An 18,608-nucleotide genomic window follows, 5' to 3' on the forward strand; every position below is an offset into this window, starting at 1 on the left:
GCGCGCCGGCACAACCTCAACCACCAGATGAAGAACCGATCGGCTGACTTTTCTTGGATTTCACGGCAGCGCGCTTGGCGCGGCGCTCGGCGATCCGGTCGATCATCTGGTTGATGACGCTGCGCGGCTTCTGCGGTGCCGCCGCGGCAACGCCGCGGCGCGCCGGCGGCGATATCTTTTCAAACGAGAACGCTGGCATCACGTGTCCCCTCGTCGTTGAGATGAACCACCTGCTAGAATGTCCCTGTCATCCGGACGAAGCGCGGCAGCCGCATCCTTTACTCCACTCATTCGAATGGAACCATTCAAGCACAGTCCATGCCAGATGCGACGCAAATGCGACGAGATTGCGGACTGATCCCCATGATCCTAAAGTGATCCACCATGTTCGAAGCACACTTCCAGACATTCGAGGAGCCGGAGGCCGGCGTCGCATTGGCGGCGCGGCTGGCGGCACTTCGCGAAGAACTCGCCCGTCGCAAGCTCGCCGGCTTCGTCGTTCCGCGCGCCGATCAGCAGCAGAACGAATATGTGCCGCCGTCGGAAGAACGGCTGGCCTGGCTGACCGGATTTACAGGGTCGGCGGGATTCGCGGTGGTTCTGGCCCAGGAGGCCGCGCTGTTCGTCGACGGCCGCTACACGCTGCAGGCGGCCAAGCAGGTCGATGCAAAGGCCTGGGCCGTGGAATCGCTGATCGATCCGCCACCGGAGAGCTGGGTGTCGGCGCATCTGAAAGCCGGGGACCGCCTCGGATTCGATCCGTGGCTGCACACTTTTGCGGCAGCCGAGCGCCTGTCCGCCGCCTGCGCCAAGGCCGGTGCCGAGCTGGTCGCGGTCGACAGCAATCCGATCGACGCGATCTGGCAGGACCGCCCGCAGCCACCGCTCGCCCCCGTCGCCGTGCACGGACCCCAGCATGCCGGCGTCACGGAAGCCGAGAAGCTGACGCAGATCAGAAGCGAGATCGGCAAACTCGGCGTCGACGCGCTGGTGCTGTCCGACAGCCACGCGGTCGCCTGGACCTTCAACATCCGCGGCGCCGACGTCGCCCATACGCCGCTGCCGCTGTCCTACGCGCTGGTACCGAAAGACGGACGTCCCACCATCTTCATCGATAGCCGCAAGCTCTCAAACCTCACGCGCGACCATCTCGAGCAGTCCGCCGACGTGCGCGAGCCCGATGCGATGGCGCCGACGCTGATGGCGCTCGCCAAGGGCGGCGGGTCGATCGCGCTCGACGGCGCCACCGCGGCCGACGCGCTCAGCCGGCTGATCGCGGCCGCGGGCGGCAAACCGCTGCGCGGCAGCGATCCGATTGCGCTGCTCAAGGCCGTCAAGAACCCGATCGAGATCAAGGGCACGAAGACGGCCCACGTGCGCGACGCCGTGGCGCTGGCGCGTTTCCTGGCTTGGGTCGACCGGGAAGCGCCAGGCGGCAAGCTCACCGAGATCGACGCGGTCGAGGCGCTGGAGACGTTCCGCCGCGACACCGGCGCACTGAAGGACGTGTCGTTTCCGACCATCTCCGGCACCGGCCCGAACGGCGCCATCGTGCATTACCGCGTCACGCGCAAGAGCAACCGGCGGATCGCGTCCGGCGACCTCCTGCTGATCGATTCCGGCGCGCAGTACGAGGACGGCACCACGGACGTCACGCGTACCATGGCCGTCGGCGAGCCGACCTACGAGATGCGCGACCGCTTCACACGCGTGCTGCGGGGCCATATCGCGATCGCACGCGCGATCTTCCCCGACGGCACCACGGGCGCGCAGCTCGACACGCTGGCGCGGCAATATCTCTGGGCCGCCGGCGTCGATTTCGAGCACGGCACTGGCCACGGCGTCGGCAGCTATCTCTCGGTTCACGAAGGGCCGGCGCGGATTTCGAAGCTCGGCACCACGCCGCTGAAGCGCGGCATGATCCTCTCCAACGAGCCCGGCTATTACAAGACCGACGGTTTCGGCATCCGCATCGAGAACCTAGAACTCGTCGTCGCCGCCGACATCAAGGGCGCCGAAAAGCCGATGAACGCGTTCGAGACGCTGACGCTCGCACCGATCGACCGCCGGCTGATCGATGTCGCGATGCTGAGCAAGGACGAGCTCGACTGGCTCAACGCCTATCACGCGCGCGTCCGAGCCGAGGTGCGGCCGGCGCTGGACGAGGCGACCCGGGGCTGGCTCGATCAGGCGACGGCGGAGCTGAAGGCGTAGCGCATACCGCCACGCGATTAGCGCAACGCTCTCCCCAAACGATAGCTGTCATGCCCCGCGAAGGTGGGGCATCCAGTATTCCAGAGACAGCAAACGTATCCGGATAAGCCGCAGCGCACTGGATTCCCCGCTTTCGCGGGGAATGACACAGAACTTTTGGCACTAGCAATGCGCCCAATCGGTCGCCATCACGCTGCAATTACAACCCTCCCGGAATCCGTATAGCCGCATTCCGAAACGCCGATATCGGTCTTGCGCGAGCGCGCTACAGTCGATTCGATTGCAACGAGATGGGCCCGCATGCACGGCATGATCAGCAAGCCGCCGAAAGCGGCAACCAACCTTGCGACCTCGCGCGGGGTGCTGCTGTTGCTGGTCGTGATGACCGGGATTGCGCCGATCTCGCTCTACATCCTGGTTCCGGCACTGCCGGTGCTGGCGGCGAATTTCGGCAGCGACATCTCCATCGCACAGATGACGGTGTCGCTCTACATGGTCGGCATCGCGCTGTCGCAGCTGATCATGGGGCCGCTGTCCGACCGGTTCGGCCGGCGCCCGGTGCTGCTCGGAGGGCTGGCGCTGATGGTCGTGGCGAGCGTCGCCTGCATCTTTGCTGAAACCCTGCCGCAGCTGATCGCAGCCCGCTTCTTTCAAGCCTTGGGCGGCGCCGCCGGCATGGTGGTGAGCCGCGCCATCATCCGCGACATCTATGAGCGCGACCGCGTCGCCTCGATGATCAGCCTCGTGGTCGCGGCGCTGATGATCGGACAGATGGTCTCTCCGCTCACCGGCGGCCTGATCGAGACCGCGTTCGGCTGGCGCGCGATCTTCTACGCCATCACCATCGCCGCGATCATCGTCGCCGTCGGGATCGCAATCGCGCTGCCCGAGACGCGCCGCAGCCGCGCGGCCGGCAGCGGCTTCCGCGGCGACGTCGGCATTCTGATCAAAAACCGCGCCTTCGTCGGCTATGTGATGTGCCAGGTGCTGGCCTCGCAGATCATCTTCACCTTCGCGGGCGGCGGCCCCTACGTCGTGGTGACGCAGATGGGCCGAACCAGCGCCGAATACGGCGCCTGGTTCGCGACAACGGGATTTGCATTTCTCGTCGGCAATCTGCTCTGCGTGCGCTTTGCGCCGCGGCATTCGCTGGAAAAGCTGATCTGGTTCGGGCTCGCGCTCCAGCTCGCCGGCAGCCTGCTGAACCTGGTGTGGAGCTTCACCGGCTGGAACGAGGCGCCAAGCTGGCTGTTCGGCACGCAGATGATCGTGATGGTCGGCAATGCCTTCGTGATGTCGAATTCCGCCGCCGGCGCCATCAGCATCCGCCCCGAAGCCGCCGGCGCCGCGTCGGGCGCCATGGGCTTTCTGCAACAGGGGATCGGCGCGCTGATGTCGCAATTCGGCGCCTATCTCGGCGGCCATTCAGCCACGACGCTGCCACTGACCGCGGCCGTCCTCGCCGTCTCGCTGCTCTGTGCCTGCATGATGATCTTCATCGTCCCCCGCCGCGAGGTGGTGGTGAGCGAGACGATGATCGAGCAGGCGGAGGAGGAAGAGAGCGGGATCATGTGACTCTTTCTTCCTTCTCCCCTTGGGGGAGAAGGTGGCGCGCGCAGCGCGCCGGATGAGGGGTCTCTCTCCAAACGGCCTCTCTCAAAGTTTGACTCGGGGATAGAACCCCTCATCCGGCGCTTCGCGCCACCTTCTCCCACAGGGGGAGAAGGAAAGACCCCTCACTCCCCGATCAGCTTCAGCCACTCGTCCTCGGTCAGCACCTTGACGCCGTGCTTGTTGGCCTCCGCGAGCTTCGAGCCCGCGCCGGGGCCGGCGACGACGAGATCGGTCTTCTTCGACACCGAGCCCGACACCTTTGCGCCCAGCCGCTCAGCGGTGGCCTTGGCCTCGTCGCGGGTCATCTTCTCCAGCGATCCCGTGAACACCACGGTCTTGCCGGCGACGGGCGAATTGCTCTTCGGCTTCTCGGCGTCGACGATCTCGACCTCCTTGGTCAGCCGTTCGACGATGCCGCGATTGTGGCTCTCGCCGAAATAATCGGCGATGCTCTTGATCACGGTGTCGCCGATCTGGTCCAGCGCGTCCATGTCGGCCATCGCCTCCTCGTCGCCGTCGGCGACCTTCAGGCAGGCGTCGTGGAAGGCATCCCAGGAGCCGTAGCCGCGCGCCAGCGCCAGCGCGGTGGTCTCGCCGACATGGCGCATGCCGAGCGCATAGACGAAGCGCTCCAGCGCGATCTTGCGCCGGCTCTCGATGGCTGCGAACAGATTGCGTACCGAAGTCGCACCGTAGCCCTCGATCTCCTCGAGCTTGAGCTTGGAATTGCGCTTCTCCAGCGTGAAGATGTCGGCGGGCTCCTTGACCCAGCCTTCATCGAAGAAATACTGCAACTGCTTTTCGCCGAGACCGTCGATATCGAAGGCGCGCCGCGACACGAACAGCTTCAAGTGCTCGATCTTCTGATAGGGACAGGCGAACTCGCCGCTGCACCGGGCGCGGGATTCCTCTTCGCCGGCGGCCGTCTCTCCGCGCACGACGTCGGTGTGCAGCGGGCATGGGCATTTCTTCGGGAAGGAAAACTCCTTGGCACTCTTCGGCCGCTTGTCGAGCACGACGTCGACGATCTGCGGAATGACGTCGCCGGCGCGCTGGATCACGACGGTGTCGCCGATCCTGATATCGCGACCCTCGCGCAGTACTTCGCCCTTGTTGCCGATGCCCTTGATGTAGTCCTCGTTGTGCAGCGTGACGTTCTGCACGATCACGCCGCCGACGCCGACCGGTTCGAGCTTGCCGACCGGCGTGAACGAGCCGGTGCGTCCGACCTGGATCTCGATGTCGCGCAGCACAGTCATGGCACGCTCCGCCGGGAATTTGTGCGCGATGCCCCAGCGCGGCGTGCGCGAGACGAAGCCCAGCCGCTCCTGCCAGTCGATGCGGTCGACCTTGTAGACGACACCATCGATATCGTAGTCGAGCTCGGCGCGCTCTTCCTCGATGCTCTGGTGGAACGCGACCAACTCCTCGACCGAGTGACAGAGCTTGGTCAGCGGATTGGTCTTGAAGCCACAGCGCTCGAACCAATGGATCATGCCGGTCTGCGTCTCTTCCGGCATCGCGCTCATCTCGCCCCAGGCATAGGCGAAAAAGCCGAGGGGACGCGAGGCCGTGATCGTCGGGTCCTTCTGCCGGAGCGAGCCCGCGGCCGAATTGCGCGGATTGGCGAAGATGGTATCGCCCGCCGCCTTCTGCCGCTCATTGAGCGCCAGAAACGCCTTCTTGGTCATGTAGACCTCGCCGCGGACCTCGCAGATGTCGGGGACGTTGCGGCCCTTCAGCTTCTGCGGCACGTCTTCGAGAGTACGAATGTTGGCGGTAACATCCTCGCCCACCGCGCCGTCGCCGCGCGTCGCCGCGGTAACGAGCTCGCCGCCCTCGTAGCGCAGCGACATCGACAGGCCGTCGATCTTCGGCTCGGCGGAGAAATTGACCTCGTCGTCGCCGAGCTTGAGGAACCGCACGATGCGGCCGACGAAGTCGCGCACGTCCTCTTCGGCAAAGGCGTTGTCGAGCGACAGCATCGGAACGGAATGCCGGACCTTCTTGAAGCGGCCGGACGGCGCCGCGCCGACCTTCTGCGAGGGCGAGTCCGCCGTGACGAATTCCGGAAACCGCTTCTCGATGGCGTTGAAGCGCTGGCGCAACGCGTCGTATTCGGCGTCGGTGACGGAGGGCGCGTCCTCTTGATAGTAGCGCTCGTTGTGCCCCTCGATCTCGAGCGACAGCCGCATGTGCTCGACCTTGGCCTGGGCCTTGGTGAGATCGGCGACGTCGCGAAGCGGTTTTGCTTTGGATTTTGCTGCTCTGGCCATGATGCTTGGATACGACAGAGCGGGCGGCAGGGTAAAGGCGTGTGGAAATCTCGTGCTTCGCACGCAGCGCAACGTTCCCGGCGAAGCGCAGCATCGTCCGGTGCGGTGCGCTGCAGAGCCGAGGCCACCTGGCAACGCTCTGGATCCCGGCTCTGCGGAGCGGCACTGCGCGCCGCACCGCGTCCGGGACACGAACCTAGCTCGCCGCCTTGAGCAGCCGTTCCGCGGCCGCCCGCGCCTCGGCCGTGATCTCGGCCCCCGCCAGCATGCGGGCGATTTCCTCGCGGCGGTGGTCGGCGGCCAGCGCGTTGACGCGGGTGGCGACGCGCTTGCCCTTGTCGAGGGCGTCCTTGGAGATGAGCAGGTGCTGGTCGGCCCGGGCGGCGACCTGCGGGGCGTGGGTCACGGCCATCACCTGGACCTTGCCGGCGAGCCGCGCCAGGCGCCCGCCGATGGCGTCGGCGACCGCGCCGCCAACACCCGTGTCGATCTCGTCGAACACCAGCGTCGGTGCCGAGCCGCGATCGGACAGCACGACCTTGAGCGCGAGCAGGAAGCGCGACAGCTCGCCGCCGGAGGCGACCTTCATCATCGGCCCGGGCTTGGTGCCCGGATTGGTCTGCACCCAGAACTCGACCCGATCAAAGCCCTGCGGGCCCGGCGCGGCCTCGTCGGTCGCGACCTGGGTCATGAACTTGGCGCGTTCGAGCTTGAGCGGCGCGAGCTCGGCATTGACGGCCTTGTTGAGCTTCTCGGCCGATTTCTGTCGCGCCGCCGACAGCTTCTTGGCGGCCGCAGCATAGTGTGCGTCGGCCTCGATGGCGGCCTGCTCCAGCTTCTTCAGGCGCGAGGCACCGGCATCGATCAGCACAACGTCGGCGGCATATTTGGCGGCGAGCGCTGCAAGGCCGTCGACCGGCGTCGAGTATTTGCGCGAGGCGGCGCGCAATGCGAACAGCCGTTCCTCGATGCGCTCGAGCTCGGCCGGGTCGAAATCGGTTGCGGCCAGCGCGGCCTGGAGATGCTGGTCGGCCTCCTCCAGCGCGTTGATCGCGGCGTCGATCGCCCTTACGGCAGGCTCGACCAGAGCCGGCGAATTGACGCCTCGGCGCTCCAGCCGGCGTACCGCGGCCGACAAAGCCGCCACCGGCGAATGGTGGCCGCCGACCGCCTCCTGCGCCTCGCGCAGATCGGAGGCGATCTTCTCGCCCTGCATCATGGTGGTGCGGCGCTGGGCGAGCGAGGTCTCCTCGCCGTCCTTGGGCGCGAGCTGCTTCAGCTCGGCCGAGGCGTGGCGCAGATAGTCGGCCTCGCGCGCGGCGCGCTCCATGCCGGCGCGATGCTCCTCCAGCGCGGTGTTGGCGGTCCGGCGTGCGTCCCAGAGCGTCTCGACCGCGGCGACGTCCTTCTCCAGGCCCGCGAAGGCGTCGAGCAGGCGGCGATGGGTGGCGGCATCGACCAGCGCGCGCTCGTCGTGCTGGCCATGGATCTCGACCAGGGCGGCGCCGACCGCCTTCAGCGTCTGCACACTGATCGACTGGTCGTTGATGAAGGCGCGGGTGCGGCCGTCGGCGAGCTGCACGCGGCGCAGGATCATCTCGCCGGTATCGTCCAGACCGTTTTCGGCAAGGATCTTCGCCGCAGGGTGATTCTTGGGGACATCGAACACGGCGGTGACCTGCCCCTGCTCCGCGCCGTGACGCACGAGGCCGGCATCGCCGCGGCCGCCGAGCGCCAACGCGAACGCATCGAGCAGGATGGATTTGCCCGCACCGGTCTCGCCGGTCAAAACCGCAAGGCCCGTCGCGAATTCGATATCGAGCCGTTCGATCAGGACGATGTCACGGATCGATAGACGCGCCAGCATGGAACCAAATTTCCTAGCCGAGGCCCATCTTCTTGAAGGTCTTGCTGATCCAGGACCCCTGATTCTCGCTCGGCTCGAGACCGCCAGATTTTACAAGATTATAGGCGTCCTTGTACCAGCGGCTGTCAGGAAAATTGTGGCCAAGCACGGCCGCCGCGGTCTGTGCCTCGCCGACGATGCCGATCGCCATATAGGCTTCGGTCAGCCGGTACAGCGCCTCCTCGACATGGCGGGTGGTCTGATACTGCGTGACGACGGTCTTGTAGCGGTTGATGGCGGCTGTGTAGTCGCGCTTCTGCGCGTAATAGCGGCCGGTATTCATTTCCTTGCCGGCGAGCTGGTCGCGCGCGCCCTCGATCTTGGCCTTGGCCGAGGTGGCATATTCCGAGTTCGGATATTTGCGCACTACTTCTTCCAGCGCGGCGATCGCCTTCTCGGTACGGGCCTGGTCGCGGCTGACGTCCGGGATCTGGTCGTAATGGGAGGCGGCGATCAGATATTGCGCGTAGGCCGCGTCCGGGCTGCCGGGATGCAGCGTGACGTAGCGGGTGGCCGCGCCGATGCAGCCGTCATAGTCTCCGCCCTGATAGGACGCATAGGCGGACATCAGCAGCGATTTGCGGGCCCACTCGGAATAAGGATGCTGGCGGTCGACCTCTTCGAACTTCTTATTCGCCGCCTTCATGTCCTTCTTCTCGTTCATGAGGTACAGGCCCTCATTGTAGATCTTGTCGGCGGGCTCCTCGACGAAGGTGTCGTCCTTGGCGGTGAACTTGTCCCAGAGCGAGCCGGTGCCGCAGCCGGCGAGCGGCAGCGCGAGAAGGATGAAGGTGACAGCCTGAAGCAGCCCACGGGCTCGCAAAGAGACCGAGAAATATCCGCGCGTCGTACGCTGTGCCGACATGAGTTTAAGCCCTGACGCCCTGTGAGCGGTGCCCGCCAGCCCATGAACCCCGTCATGGGCGCGAAATGTGTTCGTGGTGCCTGCCATGCGACCACGCCGATGGATCCGAAAAGCGATCTTTAACCAACCGGATAGGCAGGCATTCCGCCCGGATTAAGGCGAACTTGCCGCAATGCTAGCTGATCATGGTTACCAGGAGTTTCCCGGGGTAAGCCGCTGCCAGAGGGCCGCGACACCAGCTCTGTTCAGGACACGTCCGGCCCGTAGGCCGCAGCGACCCGGCCGCCGACGATACCGCGACCGACTTCGCCCACGGGACGCGTGGTCCGGCGGGCCGCCTCGCCCTCGACCACCCGCCAGGCGGTACGGTCGGCCAGCAAGGCGGTCAGGACGGCGTGGTTCAGCTTGTGGCCGCCGCGCACCGAGCGGTAGGCGCCAAGCAGCGGCAGGCCGGCCAGCGCGAGATCGCCGATCACGTCCAGCACCTTGTGGCGGGCGCATTCGTCGGCGTAGCGCAGGCCTTCGGGATTGAGGAGGCGTTCCTCGTCGAACACCACGGTGTTGCCGAAGGAGGCACCGCGACCGTAGCCCGCGGCCCAGAGCCGCGCCTGATCGCACATCAGACCGAAGGTCCGGGCGCGAGCGACCTCGCGGCGGAACCGCTCCGGCACCAGCTCCAGCGTGTAGCTCTGCCGGCCAATCACGGGATTGGCGAAATCGATCTCAACTTCAGCGCGGAAGCCGTCGGCATAGGGCCGCAATTCGCCAAAGGAGTCGCCGATAGCGACCGAAATGGATTTCAAAACCTGGATGAAGCGGCGTTGCGCGGGTTGGGTGACAATGCCGGCCTGATCGATCGCCGCAACGAAGGCCGCGGCGCTGCCGTCCATGATCGGCACTTCGGGACCGTCGACCTCGATAGTGGCGTTGTCCACGCCCATGCCCCGCAGTGCAGCAAGCACGTGCTCGGCGGTGGAAACGAGCGGACCCTCGCTGTCACCCAGCACGGTCGCGAGATCCGTCGCGACCACTTGTCCGGCGGTCGCCTGAACTTCGCGGTCACTTCCCTCAAGGCCCGTGCGGACAAAAATAAAACCCGCGTCGACAGGCGCAGGCCCAAGCGTGAGAGTGACGGGAAGACCGGAATGAACGCCCACGCCTGCCACCGAGGCTTGCGCACGAAGCGTTGTTTGCCGGCTAAATTTCATCAGGAACCCGCCCCACTACGACCCATTGCGACTTATACGAGACCCACTTGGCCGGCTAGTGCCGGCACCCCTGCGAATCCGTATCCCCAAGTCACGCCAAACCATAGTCACTGCCTCAAACAGCGCCAACTCACGCTTTTTTACCGATTGTTACCCCAAACCCGCCGTATTCGCGCCAAGGCTTAACCAAATTGCACCGAGCTTTTGGGCCGCTTCCGGCAATTCTACCGAACACCCGAACTCGTAATTAATGATTTAAAATCAGTTGTTTGACTGCGCAATCCGGGTATGCACGGGACAAAAGGAAAGGTCCCGGCAAGCTTGTTGCCGGGACCTTTTTTCGTCTGCCTTATTGTAACAATCCTCAGGTCGCCTGCCGCCGCAGGAAGGCCGGGATATCAAGATGGTCGTCACCCTGTGGCGCCGGCGCAACAGGCGCGGGACGGCCATGCATGTCCAGGCCCTGGGGCGCGGGACGGCGGGCATACTCCGATACCGGCTCGCTCGATGCGATCTGCTGCGCCACGGTCTTCTGCGGCCGGCGCTCAGGCAGCGGCGGCATTGCGGGACCGGCGGTGCGGGTTGCGACCGGCGGCTCGCTCTCTTCGTCACGACGGCCGAGGCCGACATTGGCGAGGCGCTGGAGCAGCGACAGGCGGCTCTTCGGCGGCGTCTCCTCCTCGACCTCACCGCGAGCCTGGCGAAGCTCGGCCTGGGCCGGCATCGGCAGCTCGTCGATGCGCGGCATCCTGGGCGCACGGACCGGGCGCTCGGCCTGCGGCGGGATGAAGGTCTCGGGCGTCATCGGCTCCTGCATCGCGAGCGGGGCCTGCTCGGGCTCCGGAAACAGGGTCGGCTTCTGGGCGATCGGGCGCACGGTGACGTCGCCGTAGGTCTGCATCGGCGCCGGCGCCTGCGGAACGTCCGCAACGGCAGCCGCGATGGCGGCGAGCGCGGCGCGCTCGACGTTCGGACGGGGCGCCATCGGCGCGGCAGCGACCGGAGCCTGGCTTGCAGCCGGCATCTGCGCTTCCAGCTTCTGGGCGCGCTCGGCCATGCGCTGATTGTCGGCGCGGAGGCGCGCGGTCAAATCGGCGAGACGGCTCTCGGCGGCTGCGGCCGGAGCCGCGGGCGCCTGCTGGGCCTGCGGCGCCGCGTTCGCGACGGGAGCGGAGGTGGCCTGGCTGTTGCGGGCGATCGCGGCCTGCTCGATGCCGGTGGCGACGACGGAGACGCGGATCAGGCCGTCGAGCGCTTCGTCGAAGGTCGCGCCGACGATGATGTTGGCGTCCTGGTCGACTTCCTCGCGGATGCGGGTCGCGGCTTCGTCGACCTCGAACAGAGTGAGGTCCTTGCCGCCGGTGATGGAGATGAGGAGGCCCTTGGCGCCCTTCATCGAAGAGTCGTCGATCAGCGGGTTGGCGATCGCGGCTTCAGCGGCGGTCAGCGCGCGCTTGTCGCCGGAGGCCTCGCCGGTGCCCATCATCGCCTTGCCCATCTCCTTCATCACCGCTCTCACGTCGGCGAAGTCGAGATTGATCAGGCCTTCCTTGACCATCAGATCGGTGATGCAGGCAACGCCGGAGTACAGCACCTGGTCGGCCATCGCGAAGGCGTCGGCGAAGGTGGTCTTCTCGTTGGCGACCCGGAACAGGTTCTGGTTCGGGATGATCAGCAGGGTATCGACCACTTTATGCAGCTCGGCGATACCGGCTTCCGCCGTGCGCATGCGGCGGGCGCCTTCGAAGTGGAACGGCTTGGTCACGACGCCGACGGTGAGGATGCCCATGTCGCGCGCGATCCTGGCGATCACGGGAGCAGCACCCGTGCCGGTGCCGCCGCCCATGCCGGCGGTGACGAACACCATGTTGGCGCCGGAGAGATGGTCGCGCAGCTCGTCGATCACCTCTTCCGCCGCGGTGGCGCCGACGTTCGGCTGCGAACCTGCGCCGAGGCCCTGCGTGACCACCGTGCCCATCTGCACGATGCGCTGCGCCTTCGACATCGTCAGCGCCTGCGCGTCGGTATTGGCGACCACGAAGTCGACGCCCTGAAGGCCGGCCGTGATCATGTTGTTGACGGCGTTGCCACCGGCGCCACCGACGCCGAACACGGTGATCCGGGGCTTCAGTTCGTGAATATCAGGAACGTTGATGCTGATGGTCATGGTTGCTGCCTCTCGATCACGCGCGCGTGGGTTCGCCCCGGCCGGTGGCCGCGGGAGTTGGTGAAAATCGATAATTGCGGACAGGAGTCATCAGAAGCCCTCGCGTAGCCATCGTCCGACCTTTCCGAAATAACCGCCGGTCCCTGTCTTGACCTGCTGCCGCGTATGCCGCGGTTCGACATGTTCGAGGTGAACATATTGCGGGTAGACGAGAAGTCCGGCCGGCACCGCGAACGCGGCGTTCTTCGCCTCGTTGGGCAGCCGGCCGAAGCCGAGCGGACGTCCGACCCGCACGGGCCGGCCGAGAATCTGGGTGCCGAGTTCGACGAGGCCGGTGAGCTGCGAGGCTCCGCCCGAGAGCACGACGCGGCCGTTGGGCTCCGAGGCGAAGGGCGAATCCTTCAGCTTGTCCCGAACCATTTCGAAGACTTCCTCGGCACGGTGCTTGACGATGTTGGCGATGGTGGCGCGGGAGACGATCTGCGGCAGATCCTGCTCGTCACCGGCCGTCGGCACAGACATCAGCTCACGCGAGTCCGATCCGCCGGTGATGACGGTGCCGTATAACGTCTTGATTCGCTCGGCATCGGCAATGGTCGCGGAGAGTCCGCGTGCGAGATCCATCGTGATGTGTTGCCCGCCGACCGCAAAACCCGCCGCATGCACGAAACGGCCGCCTGAATAAACGGCAATCGTGGTGGTGCCGGCGCCCATCTCGACGACGGCGGCGCCGAGATCGGCCTCGTCGTCGGTCAGCACCGACAACCCGGCGACATAGGGGCTCGCCGCCATGGCTTCGACATTGATGTGGCAGCGCTCGACCGCCAGCATCAGGTTCCGCGCCACGGTGGCGTCGCAGGTGACGACGTTCATGTCGACGCCGAATTGATGGGCGACCATGCCACGGGGATCGCGGATGCCCTTGACGCCATCGAGCGTGTAGCCGACCGGCAGCGCGTGCAGCACGGTGCGGCCTTCGCCGGTGGCGTGGCGCATGCCGGTGGAAGTGACGCGGCTGACATCGGCCTGCGTCACGGCACCACCACGGATGTCGGCGGCAGCTTCCACCAGCTGGCCGGACAGCCGGCCGCCAGAGACCGAAAGCAGCACGGACTCGACCCGCACCTTGGCCATCTTCTCCGCGAGCGCGACGGCCTGGCGCACGGCCTGCTCGCATTCGCCGAGATCGATCACCGCGCCGGCCTTCATGCCACGCGACTGGATCTGGCTGTATCCGATCAATTCCACCGCATGGGTCCGGCCGCGCAGAGCCTCGCTCGGCGCCGACGGCTTCAGCCGCGCGATCATGCAGGCGATCTTGCTGGTGCCGATGTCGAGGCAGGCGACGAGGCCGCCGCGCTTGTGCGGCATCGGGCGCGTCTTCGGCGTCTGGGTGCGATCGAGACCGGTCATGCGGAATCCCCGGCCTTCTTTTTCTTCTTGTCCTTGAACAGATCTTCGCGCGCCTTGGCGGCGTCCTCGGACAGCTGCACCACCAGGCGATCGGGCAGGCGCATGTCGACGGCGACGATATCGCGGGAGAACAGCCTGTCCTCCTTGTCGAGCTTGGACAGCATCGCGAGCGCGTTGCCGATGTCCTGCTCGGGCAGGCGAATGTCGAGGCCGTCCTTCAGCCTCAGATTCCAGCGCCGCTCGCCGACATAGATCGCAGCTTTCGTCACGGAATTGACCTGCGGATAGCGCGCCAGCAGCGCGAGGAAATCGCGGGCCTGGGTCTCGGCGCCCTTGCCGACCACGAGCGGCAACGACAGGAAGCGGCGCGAGACGTAGGGCTCGAGCACCGCGCCGTCATCGGCGATGACCGAAAGCCGGCCGGCCTCCTGCCATAGCGCGAACGCCTTGCGCTCGGTCAGCTCGATCATGAGCTGGCCCGGATAGAGCTTCAGCACGGTCGCATCGGCGATCCAGGGATTGGCCTTGAGCTTGTCGCGCACAGCGTCAGCGTCGAGGAACAGCAGCGAGGAACGGCCGCTGACGCCGCCGATCGCCAGGATCTCGTCCTGGGTGAGCTGCTTGCGGCCGTTGATCACGACCGAAGTGATGCGGAACCCGGCGGAATTGGCCAGCGCGTTGCGGGCATCGCTGACCGCGGTGACGAAATCCTGGAGATGGCCGCCCTTGACGATGCCGAAGCCGGTGCTGCCGATCAGCAGCAGCACGGTCATGCTGATCCCGACCCGGCGCGGCAAATAACGCTCGACCAGCGCGACCACGCGCGGTGGCGGCTCGCGCTCGACTGCGGCCTTGGCCTTCGCCCTGGTCTTGATCCTGTCCTTGGCGGCGGCGCGCGCCCCGGCGTGCTTGTCCTGCAGCCACTCGCGCAGAAGCACGACCGCTCCGACAGCGGCCGCCTTCAGGTCAGCTTGGGGCCTCAGCGATCTGAAAAGAGACCGGGTGAGGCTTCCTGCTCCATCCATTGCACGAGCTCGTCAACAGTTAGTCCGCGACATCGCGCGGATCCTGGCGAACATGACGTCTTGAACATGCCGGGCCGGGTGCTGGTCTTCAGCAGAAGAAAACCTCTCCCCTTCAAAGCGTTCGCTGGAGGTGACATCACCCGCGACAGCTCACGCGCCGGCAGCCAAAGCGCCATATGCGCCGCCAGCGTTAACCTTCGGACGTCCTGGTAAACAAAAGGTAAAGTTCGTTAACGTCCGGCGCATTTTGCCCCGGTGTGTGAGGCATTTATGCCGCGATGTCCGGCATTTTACCGGTTTTGGACCCCAAACCGGCCCGTTTCGCCCATTTGGCCGTTAACCAGTCCTAATTATTTCCGCACGGCCCGCCCCGCGAGCTCCACCAGGCCGCGCAGGAAGTCGACGAAGGCGATGCCTTCGGCTTTCAGCGCCTTGGGGTAGAGCGAGGACTTGGTCAGCCCGGGCAGCGTGTTGGTCTCGAGATAGACGAGGCCCTTGTCCGAGACGATGAAGTCCGACCGGGAGTAGCCGCTGCAGGACATCGCGCGATGCGCCAGCATCGCCTGCGCCTTCAGCGCGGCGGTGATCTCGGGCGCGAAACGGCCGGGGCAGATCTCCTGGGTCGACTTCAGCAGATATTTCGCGGCGTAGTCGAAGCTGCCCTCGCCCGGAATGATCTCGATCGGCGGCAGCGCGATGATCGAGCCATCGGCACGCTCCAGCACACCGCAGGTCGCCTCGATGCCGGCGATGTAGGGCTCGATGACATACTCTTCGTGCTTGGCCGCGCTACGGACGGCGACGAGATCCTGCTTGGCGTTGACGAAGATCAGACCGTAGCTCGAGCCGTCGCGCGCCGGCTTTGCGATCAGTCTTCCGTATTCGGCGAAGGCTTCGTCGATGTCGTCGAGCGCAACGTTCGGCGGCGATGCCACGCCGCCGAGCGCGGCGAAATGCTTGGCCGCGATCTTGTCGAAGGCCAGATGCGAGGAGGCCGAGCCCGATCCGGTGAAGGGCACGCCGCGCGCCTCGCACATCACCTGCAATTCGCCGTTCTCGGCACGCCCGCCATGCAAGCCGAGCACCAGCACGCGATTCTCGGCCTTGGCCTGGTCGAGCGCCTGCTCCAAGGGAATGCCACGCGTGCCCGGCTTGAACTCGTCCTCGAAGGGACGGGCGTGCTCGAGCAGCTGCTTGGACTGCACGACATGCACCTTGTCCTCGACGTCCCACCACCAGAGATCAGCCTCGGGTAGCGCCTGATGCAGCGCCTGCGCCGAGGCGACCGAGACGAGACGCTCGCGGTTGGAGCCGCCGAAGAGGATGGTGATGCGCATGGTCATGGTCTGCAATCTCTCCGTTCGTCATTCCGGGGCGCGACGAAGTCGCGAACTATGGTGCGCAATTGCGCACCTGAGAATCCATTTCCCCATCGTTTCTGCCGTCCGATGGATTCCGGTTCTCGCTTCGCGAGCCCCGGAACGACACTCACGCGGGAATCCCGATCCGCTTGATTTCCCAGTGTAGCTCAATCCCGGAATTCGCCTTCACGCGTTCGCGTACGGTCTCGCCCAGCGTCTCGATATCGTGCGCGGTGGCATCGCCGTTGTTGATCAGGAAGTTGCAGTGCATCTCCGAGACCTGCGCACCGCCGACGCGCAGGCCACGACAGCCGGCGGCGTCGACCAGCTTCCAGGCGGAATGACCGGGCGGATTCTTGAAGGTCGAGCCGCCGGTCTTCTCGCGGATCGGCTGCGCTGTCTCGCGATGGCTCTGCACCTCCGCCATCCGCGCGCGGATTGTCTCCGCATCCCTGATCTCGCCGCGAAAACGCGCGGAGGTGAAGATGATGGAGGGATCGACGCCGCTATTGCGATAGACGAACTTCATGTCGGCATTGGAGAAGACGTGCTTGGTACCGTCGCGCCCGACGCCGCGCGCCTCGATCAGTACGTCCTTGGTCTCGCCGCCATTGGCGCCCGCATTCATCCGCAGCGCGCCGCCGATGGTGCCGGGAATGCCGAAGTAGAATTCGAGCCCGCCGATATTGGCGGAGGCGGCCACCTCCGCCACGCGCTTGTCGAGCGCTGCCGCGCCGGCGGTCACGACGTCGCCGCTCGCGCTCGCCTCCCCGAAGGCGCGCGGCGCCAGGCGGATCACGACGCCGGAAATGCCGCCGTCGCGCACGATGAGGTTGGAGCCGACGCCGACGACATAGACGGGGATGTCGGGCGCAAGACGCGCCAGGAAGTAAGCGAGATCGTCCTCATTCGCCGGCGTGAACAGCACCTGCGCCGGACCGCCGACGCGAAACCAGGTCAGCTCGGCCAGCGACTGGTTGGCGAGCAGCCGGCCGCGAAGTTGCGGCATCGCGGCTTTGAGAGCGGGCGTGATGTCGGGGAAGCTCACCACCCTACCCCAGCGCCTTCAACTGATCCGGCAAGGCATACGCCCATTGCGTGATGTTGCCGGCCCCTAAACACACGACGAGATCGCCGGACTTCGCGAGCCGCTTGACGATGCCCGCGAGCTCCGGTGCCGCCGGCAGCGGCACCACCTCGCGATGCCCATGGGCGCGCAGGCCTTCCACGAAATGGTCGCGGTCGATGCCGTCGATGGGCGCTTCGCCGGCGGCATAGACGTCGGCGACAACAACCGCGTCCGCATCGTTGAAGCAGGTGCAGAATTCCTCGAACAGTGATTGCAGGCGGGTGTAGCGATGCGGCTGCACCACGGCGATCACCTTGCCGGTGTAGGAATCGCGTGCCGCTTTCAGCACCGCCGCGATCTCCACGGGGTGATGGCCGTAATCGTCGATGACGGTGACGCCGTTCCACTCGCCGGTCTTGGTGAAGCGGCGCTTGACGCCGCCGAAGTCGGCCATCGCCTTGCGGATCGCATCGTCGGAGACGCCGAGCGCATGCGCGACCGCAATCGCTGCCGTCGCGTTCGACGCATTGTGCCGGCCCGGCATCGGCAGCGCGAGATCGGCGATCTCATGCGTGGTGCCGGCCTTGCGGTCGCGGATCACGACCTTGAATTTCGAGCCGCCGCCGCCCGCGGTGAGATCGACCAGCCGCGCGTCGGCCTGCGGGTTCTCGCCATAGGTGATGATGCGGCGATCCTCGATCTTGCCGACAAGAGTCTGCACCACGGGATGGTCGATGCACATCACGGCGAAGCCATAGAATGGCAAGTTCTCGACGAAATGGCGGAACGCGTCCTGCACGGCGTCGAAGGTCTTGAAGTGATCGAGATGCTCGGGGTCGACATTGGTGACGATCGCGATATCGGTCGGCAGCTTCAGGAAGGTGCCGTCGCTCTCGTCGGCTTCCACCACCATCCAGTCGCCGGCACCCAGCCGCGCGTTGGAGCCATAGGCGTTGATGATGCCGCCGTTGATCACGGTGGGATCGAGCCCGCCGGCATCCAGCAGCGTTGCGACCATCGTCGTCGTCGTGGTCTTGCCGTGGGTGCCGGCGATCGCGACGCAGCTCTTCAGCCGCATCAGCTCGGCCAGCATCTCGGCGCGGCGCACCACGGGAATGCGCCGTTCGCGCGCCGCCATCAGTTCCGGATTGTCGCGCTTGATCGCGGTGGAGACCACGACGACTTCGGCGCCGTCGACATTCTCGGCCTTGTGGCCGACCGAAACCTTCGCGCCCTTCTTGCGCAGCCGGTCAAGATTGTAATTGTCGGAGGCATCCGACCCCTGCACGGCATAGCCGAGATTGACCAGCACCTCGGCGATGCCGCTCATGCCGATCCCGCCGATCCCGACGAAGTGGATGGGTCCGATCTCGCGCGGCAGTCTCATGCTCTATTCCCTGACCTCGCCGCCTTCCGCAGGCGGCATCTGGCGAAGGTCACGGCCAAATCAGCCGCGCGCCTTTCTTACTGGATGCCTCGCTTTAGAAGGC

The 18,608-nt window shown here is 65.8% G+C and carries 13 protein-coding genes; 2 read left to right on the forward strand and 11 right to left on the reverse strand.

Features of this window, described 5'->3' with window-relative positions; translation table 11 throughout:
* Positions 1-16: 16 nt before the first annotated feature.
* Positions 17-199, reverse strand: a complete 183-nt coding sequence (locus tag XH83_RS28315; RefSeq protein ID WP_194403917.1) for a hypothetical protein — start codon at positions 197-199, stop codon at positions 17-19.
* Between the two features lie 185 nt (positions 200-384).
* Here XH83_RS28315 and XH83_RS28320 point away from each other — a divergent pair, with 185 nt between their 5' ends.
* Entirely contained in the window at positions 385-2,214 is a 1,830-nt protein-coding gene (locus tag XH83_RS28320; protein ID WP_194403918.1) for an aminopeptidase P family protein, read from the forward strand.
* A gap of 300 nt (positions 2,215-2,514) precedes the next feature.
* Positions 2,515-3,789, forward strand: a complete 1,275-nt coding sequence (locus XH83_RS28325; RefSeq protein WP_194403919.1) for a multidrug effflux MFS transporter — start codon at positions 2,515-2,517, stop codon at positions 3,787-3,789.
* Positions 3,790-3,950: 161 nt separating this feature from the next.
* Here XH83_RS28325 and ligA read toward each other — a convergent pair whose 3' ends face one another.
* The 10 genes from ligA to murC all read right to left on the reverse strand — a co-directional run bounded on the left by ligA (position 3,951) and on the right by murC (position 18,505).
* Positions 3,951-6,104, reverse strand: coding sequence for an NAD-dependent DNA ligase LigA (gene ligA, locus XH83_RS28330; protein WP_194403920.1), 2,154 nt, complete (start codon positions 6,102-6,104; stop codon positions 3,951-3,953).
* Between the two features lie 196 nt (positions 6,105-6,300).
* Positions 6,301-7,971: a DNA repair protein RecN gene (gene recN / locus XH83_RS28335; protein ID WP_194403921.1), complete on the reverse strand. Its 1,671-nt coding sequence runs from the start codon at positions 7,969-7,971 to the stop codon at positions 6,301-6,303.
* A gap of 13 nt (positions 7,972-7,984) precedes the next feature.
* Complete coding sequence (locus tag XH83_RS28340; RefSeq protein ID WP_194403922.1) at positions 7,985-8,875, reverse strand: outer membrane protein assembly factor BamD; 891 nt, start codon at positions 8,873-8,875, stop codon at positions 7,985-7,987.
* A gap of 245 nt (positions 8,876-9,120) precedes the next feature.
* Positions 9,121-10,083: a UDP-3-O-acyl-N-acetylglucosamine deacetylase gene (gene lpxC, locus XH83_RS28345; protein WP_194403923.1), complete on the reverse strand. Its 963-nt coding sequence runs from the start codon at positions 10,081-10,083 to the stop codon at positions 9,121-9,123.
* A 364-nt stretch (positions 10,084-10,447) separates the two neighbouring features.
* Positions 10,448-12,250, reverse strand: coding sequence for a cell division protein FtsZ (gene ftsZ, locus XH83_RS28350; protein ID WP_194403924.1), 1,803 nt, complete (start codon positions 12,248-12,250; stop codon positions 10,448-10,450).
* A gap of 90 nt (positions 12,251-12,340) precedes the next feature.
* Complete coding sequence (ftsA, locus tag XH83_RS28355) at positions 12,341-13,663, reverse strand: cell division protein FtsA (protein WP_194403925.1); 1,323 nt, start codon at positions 13,661-13,663, stop codon at positions 12,341-12,343.
* Positions 13,660-14,688 carry a cell division protein FtsQ/DivIB gene (locus XH83_RS28360; protein WP_194403926.1) on the reverse strand — a complete coding sequence of 343 codons (1,029 nt, stop codon included), beginning with the start codon at positions 14,686-14,688 and terminating at the stop codon, positions 13,660-13,662. Before XH83_RS28360 ends, ftsA begins: the two co-directional genes overlap by 4 nt.
* Positions 14,689-15,038: 350 nt before the next feature.
* Entirely contained in the window at positions 15,039-16,025 is a 987-nt protein-coding gene (locus tag XH83_RS28365; protein ID WP_194408428.1) for a D-alanine--D-alanine ligase, read from the reverse strand.
* Between the two features lie 151 nt (positions 16,026-16,176).
* On the reverse strand, positions 16,177-17,097 hold the full coding sequence (gene murB, locus XH83_RS28370; protein ID WP_194403927.1) for a UDP-N-acetylmuramate dehydrogenase: 921 nt from the start codon (positions 17,095-17,097) through the stop codon (positions 16,177-16,179).
* Between the two features lie 4 nt (positions 17,098-17,101).
* Complete coding sequence (gene murC / locus XH83_RS28375; protein WP_194403928.1) at positions 17,102-18,505, reverse strand: UDP-N-acetylmuramate--L-alanine ligase; 1,404 nt, start codon at positions 18,503-18,505, stop codon at positions 17,102-17,104.
* Positions 18,506-18,608: the final 103 nt, after the last annotated feature.

The organism is Bradyrhizobium sp. CCBAU 53351, assembly GCF_015291745.1.
GTDB lineage: Bacteria > Pseudomonadota > Alphaproteobacteria > Rhizobiales > Xanthobacteraceae > Bradyrhizobium.

Bases quoted from the DNA above. Each gene is read 5' to 3' on its own strand.
- XH83_RS28315 (WP_194403917.1), bottom strand. From the start codon at position 199: ATGCCAGCGTTCTCGTTTGAAAAGATATCGCCGCCGGCGCGCCGCGGC.
- XH83_RS28320 (WP_194403918.1), top strand. From the start codon at position 385: ATGTTCGAAGCACACTTCCAGACATTCGAGGAGCCGGAGGCCGGCGTC.
- XH83_RS28325 (WP_194403919.1), top strand. From the start codon at position 2,515: ATGCACGGCATGATCAGCAAGCCGCCGAAAGCGGCAACCAACCTTGCG.
- ligA (WP_194403920.1), bottom strand. From the start codon at position 6,104: ATGGCCAGAGCAGCAAAATCCAAAGCAAAACCGCTTCGCGACGTCGCC.
- recN (WP_194403921.1), bottom strand. From the start codon at position 7,971: ATGCTGGCGCGTCTATCGATCCGTGACATCGTCCTGATCGAACGGCTC.
- XH83_RS28340 (WP_194403922.1), bottom strand. From the start codon at position 8,875: ATGTCGGCACAGCGTACGACGCGCGGATATTTCTCGGTCTCTTTGCGA.
- lpxC (WP_194403923.1), bottom strand. From the start codon at position 10,083: ATGAAATTTAGCCGGCAAACAACGCTTCGTGCGCAAGCCTCGGTGGCA.
- ftsZ (WP_194403924.1), bottom strand. From the start codon at position 12,250: ATGACCATCAGCATCAACGTTCCTGATATTCACGAACTGAAGCCCCGG.
- ftsA (WP_194403925.1), bottom strand. From the start codon at position 13,663: ATGACCGGTCTCGATCGCACCCAGACGCCGAAGACGCGCCCGATGCCG.
- XH83_RS28360 (WP_194403926.1), bottom strand. From the start codon at position 14,688: ATGGATGGAGCAGGAAGCCTCACCCGGTCTCTTTTCAGATCGCTGAGG.
- XH83_RS28365 (WP_194408428.1), bottom strand. From the start codon at position 16,025: ATGCGCATCACCATCCTCTTCGGCGGCTCCAACCGCGAGCGTCTCGTC.
- murC (WP_194403928.1), bottom strand. From the start codon at position 18,505: ATGAGACTGCCGCGCGAGATCGGACCCATCCACTTCGTCGGGATCGGC.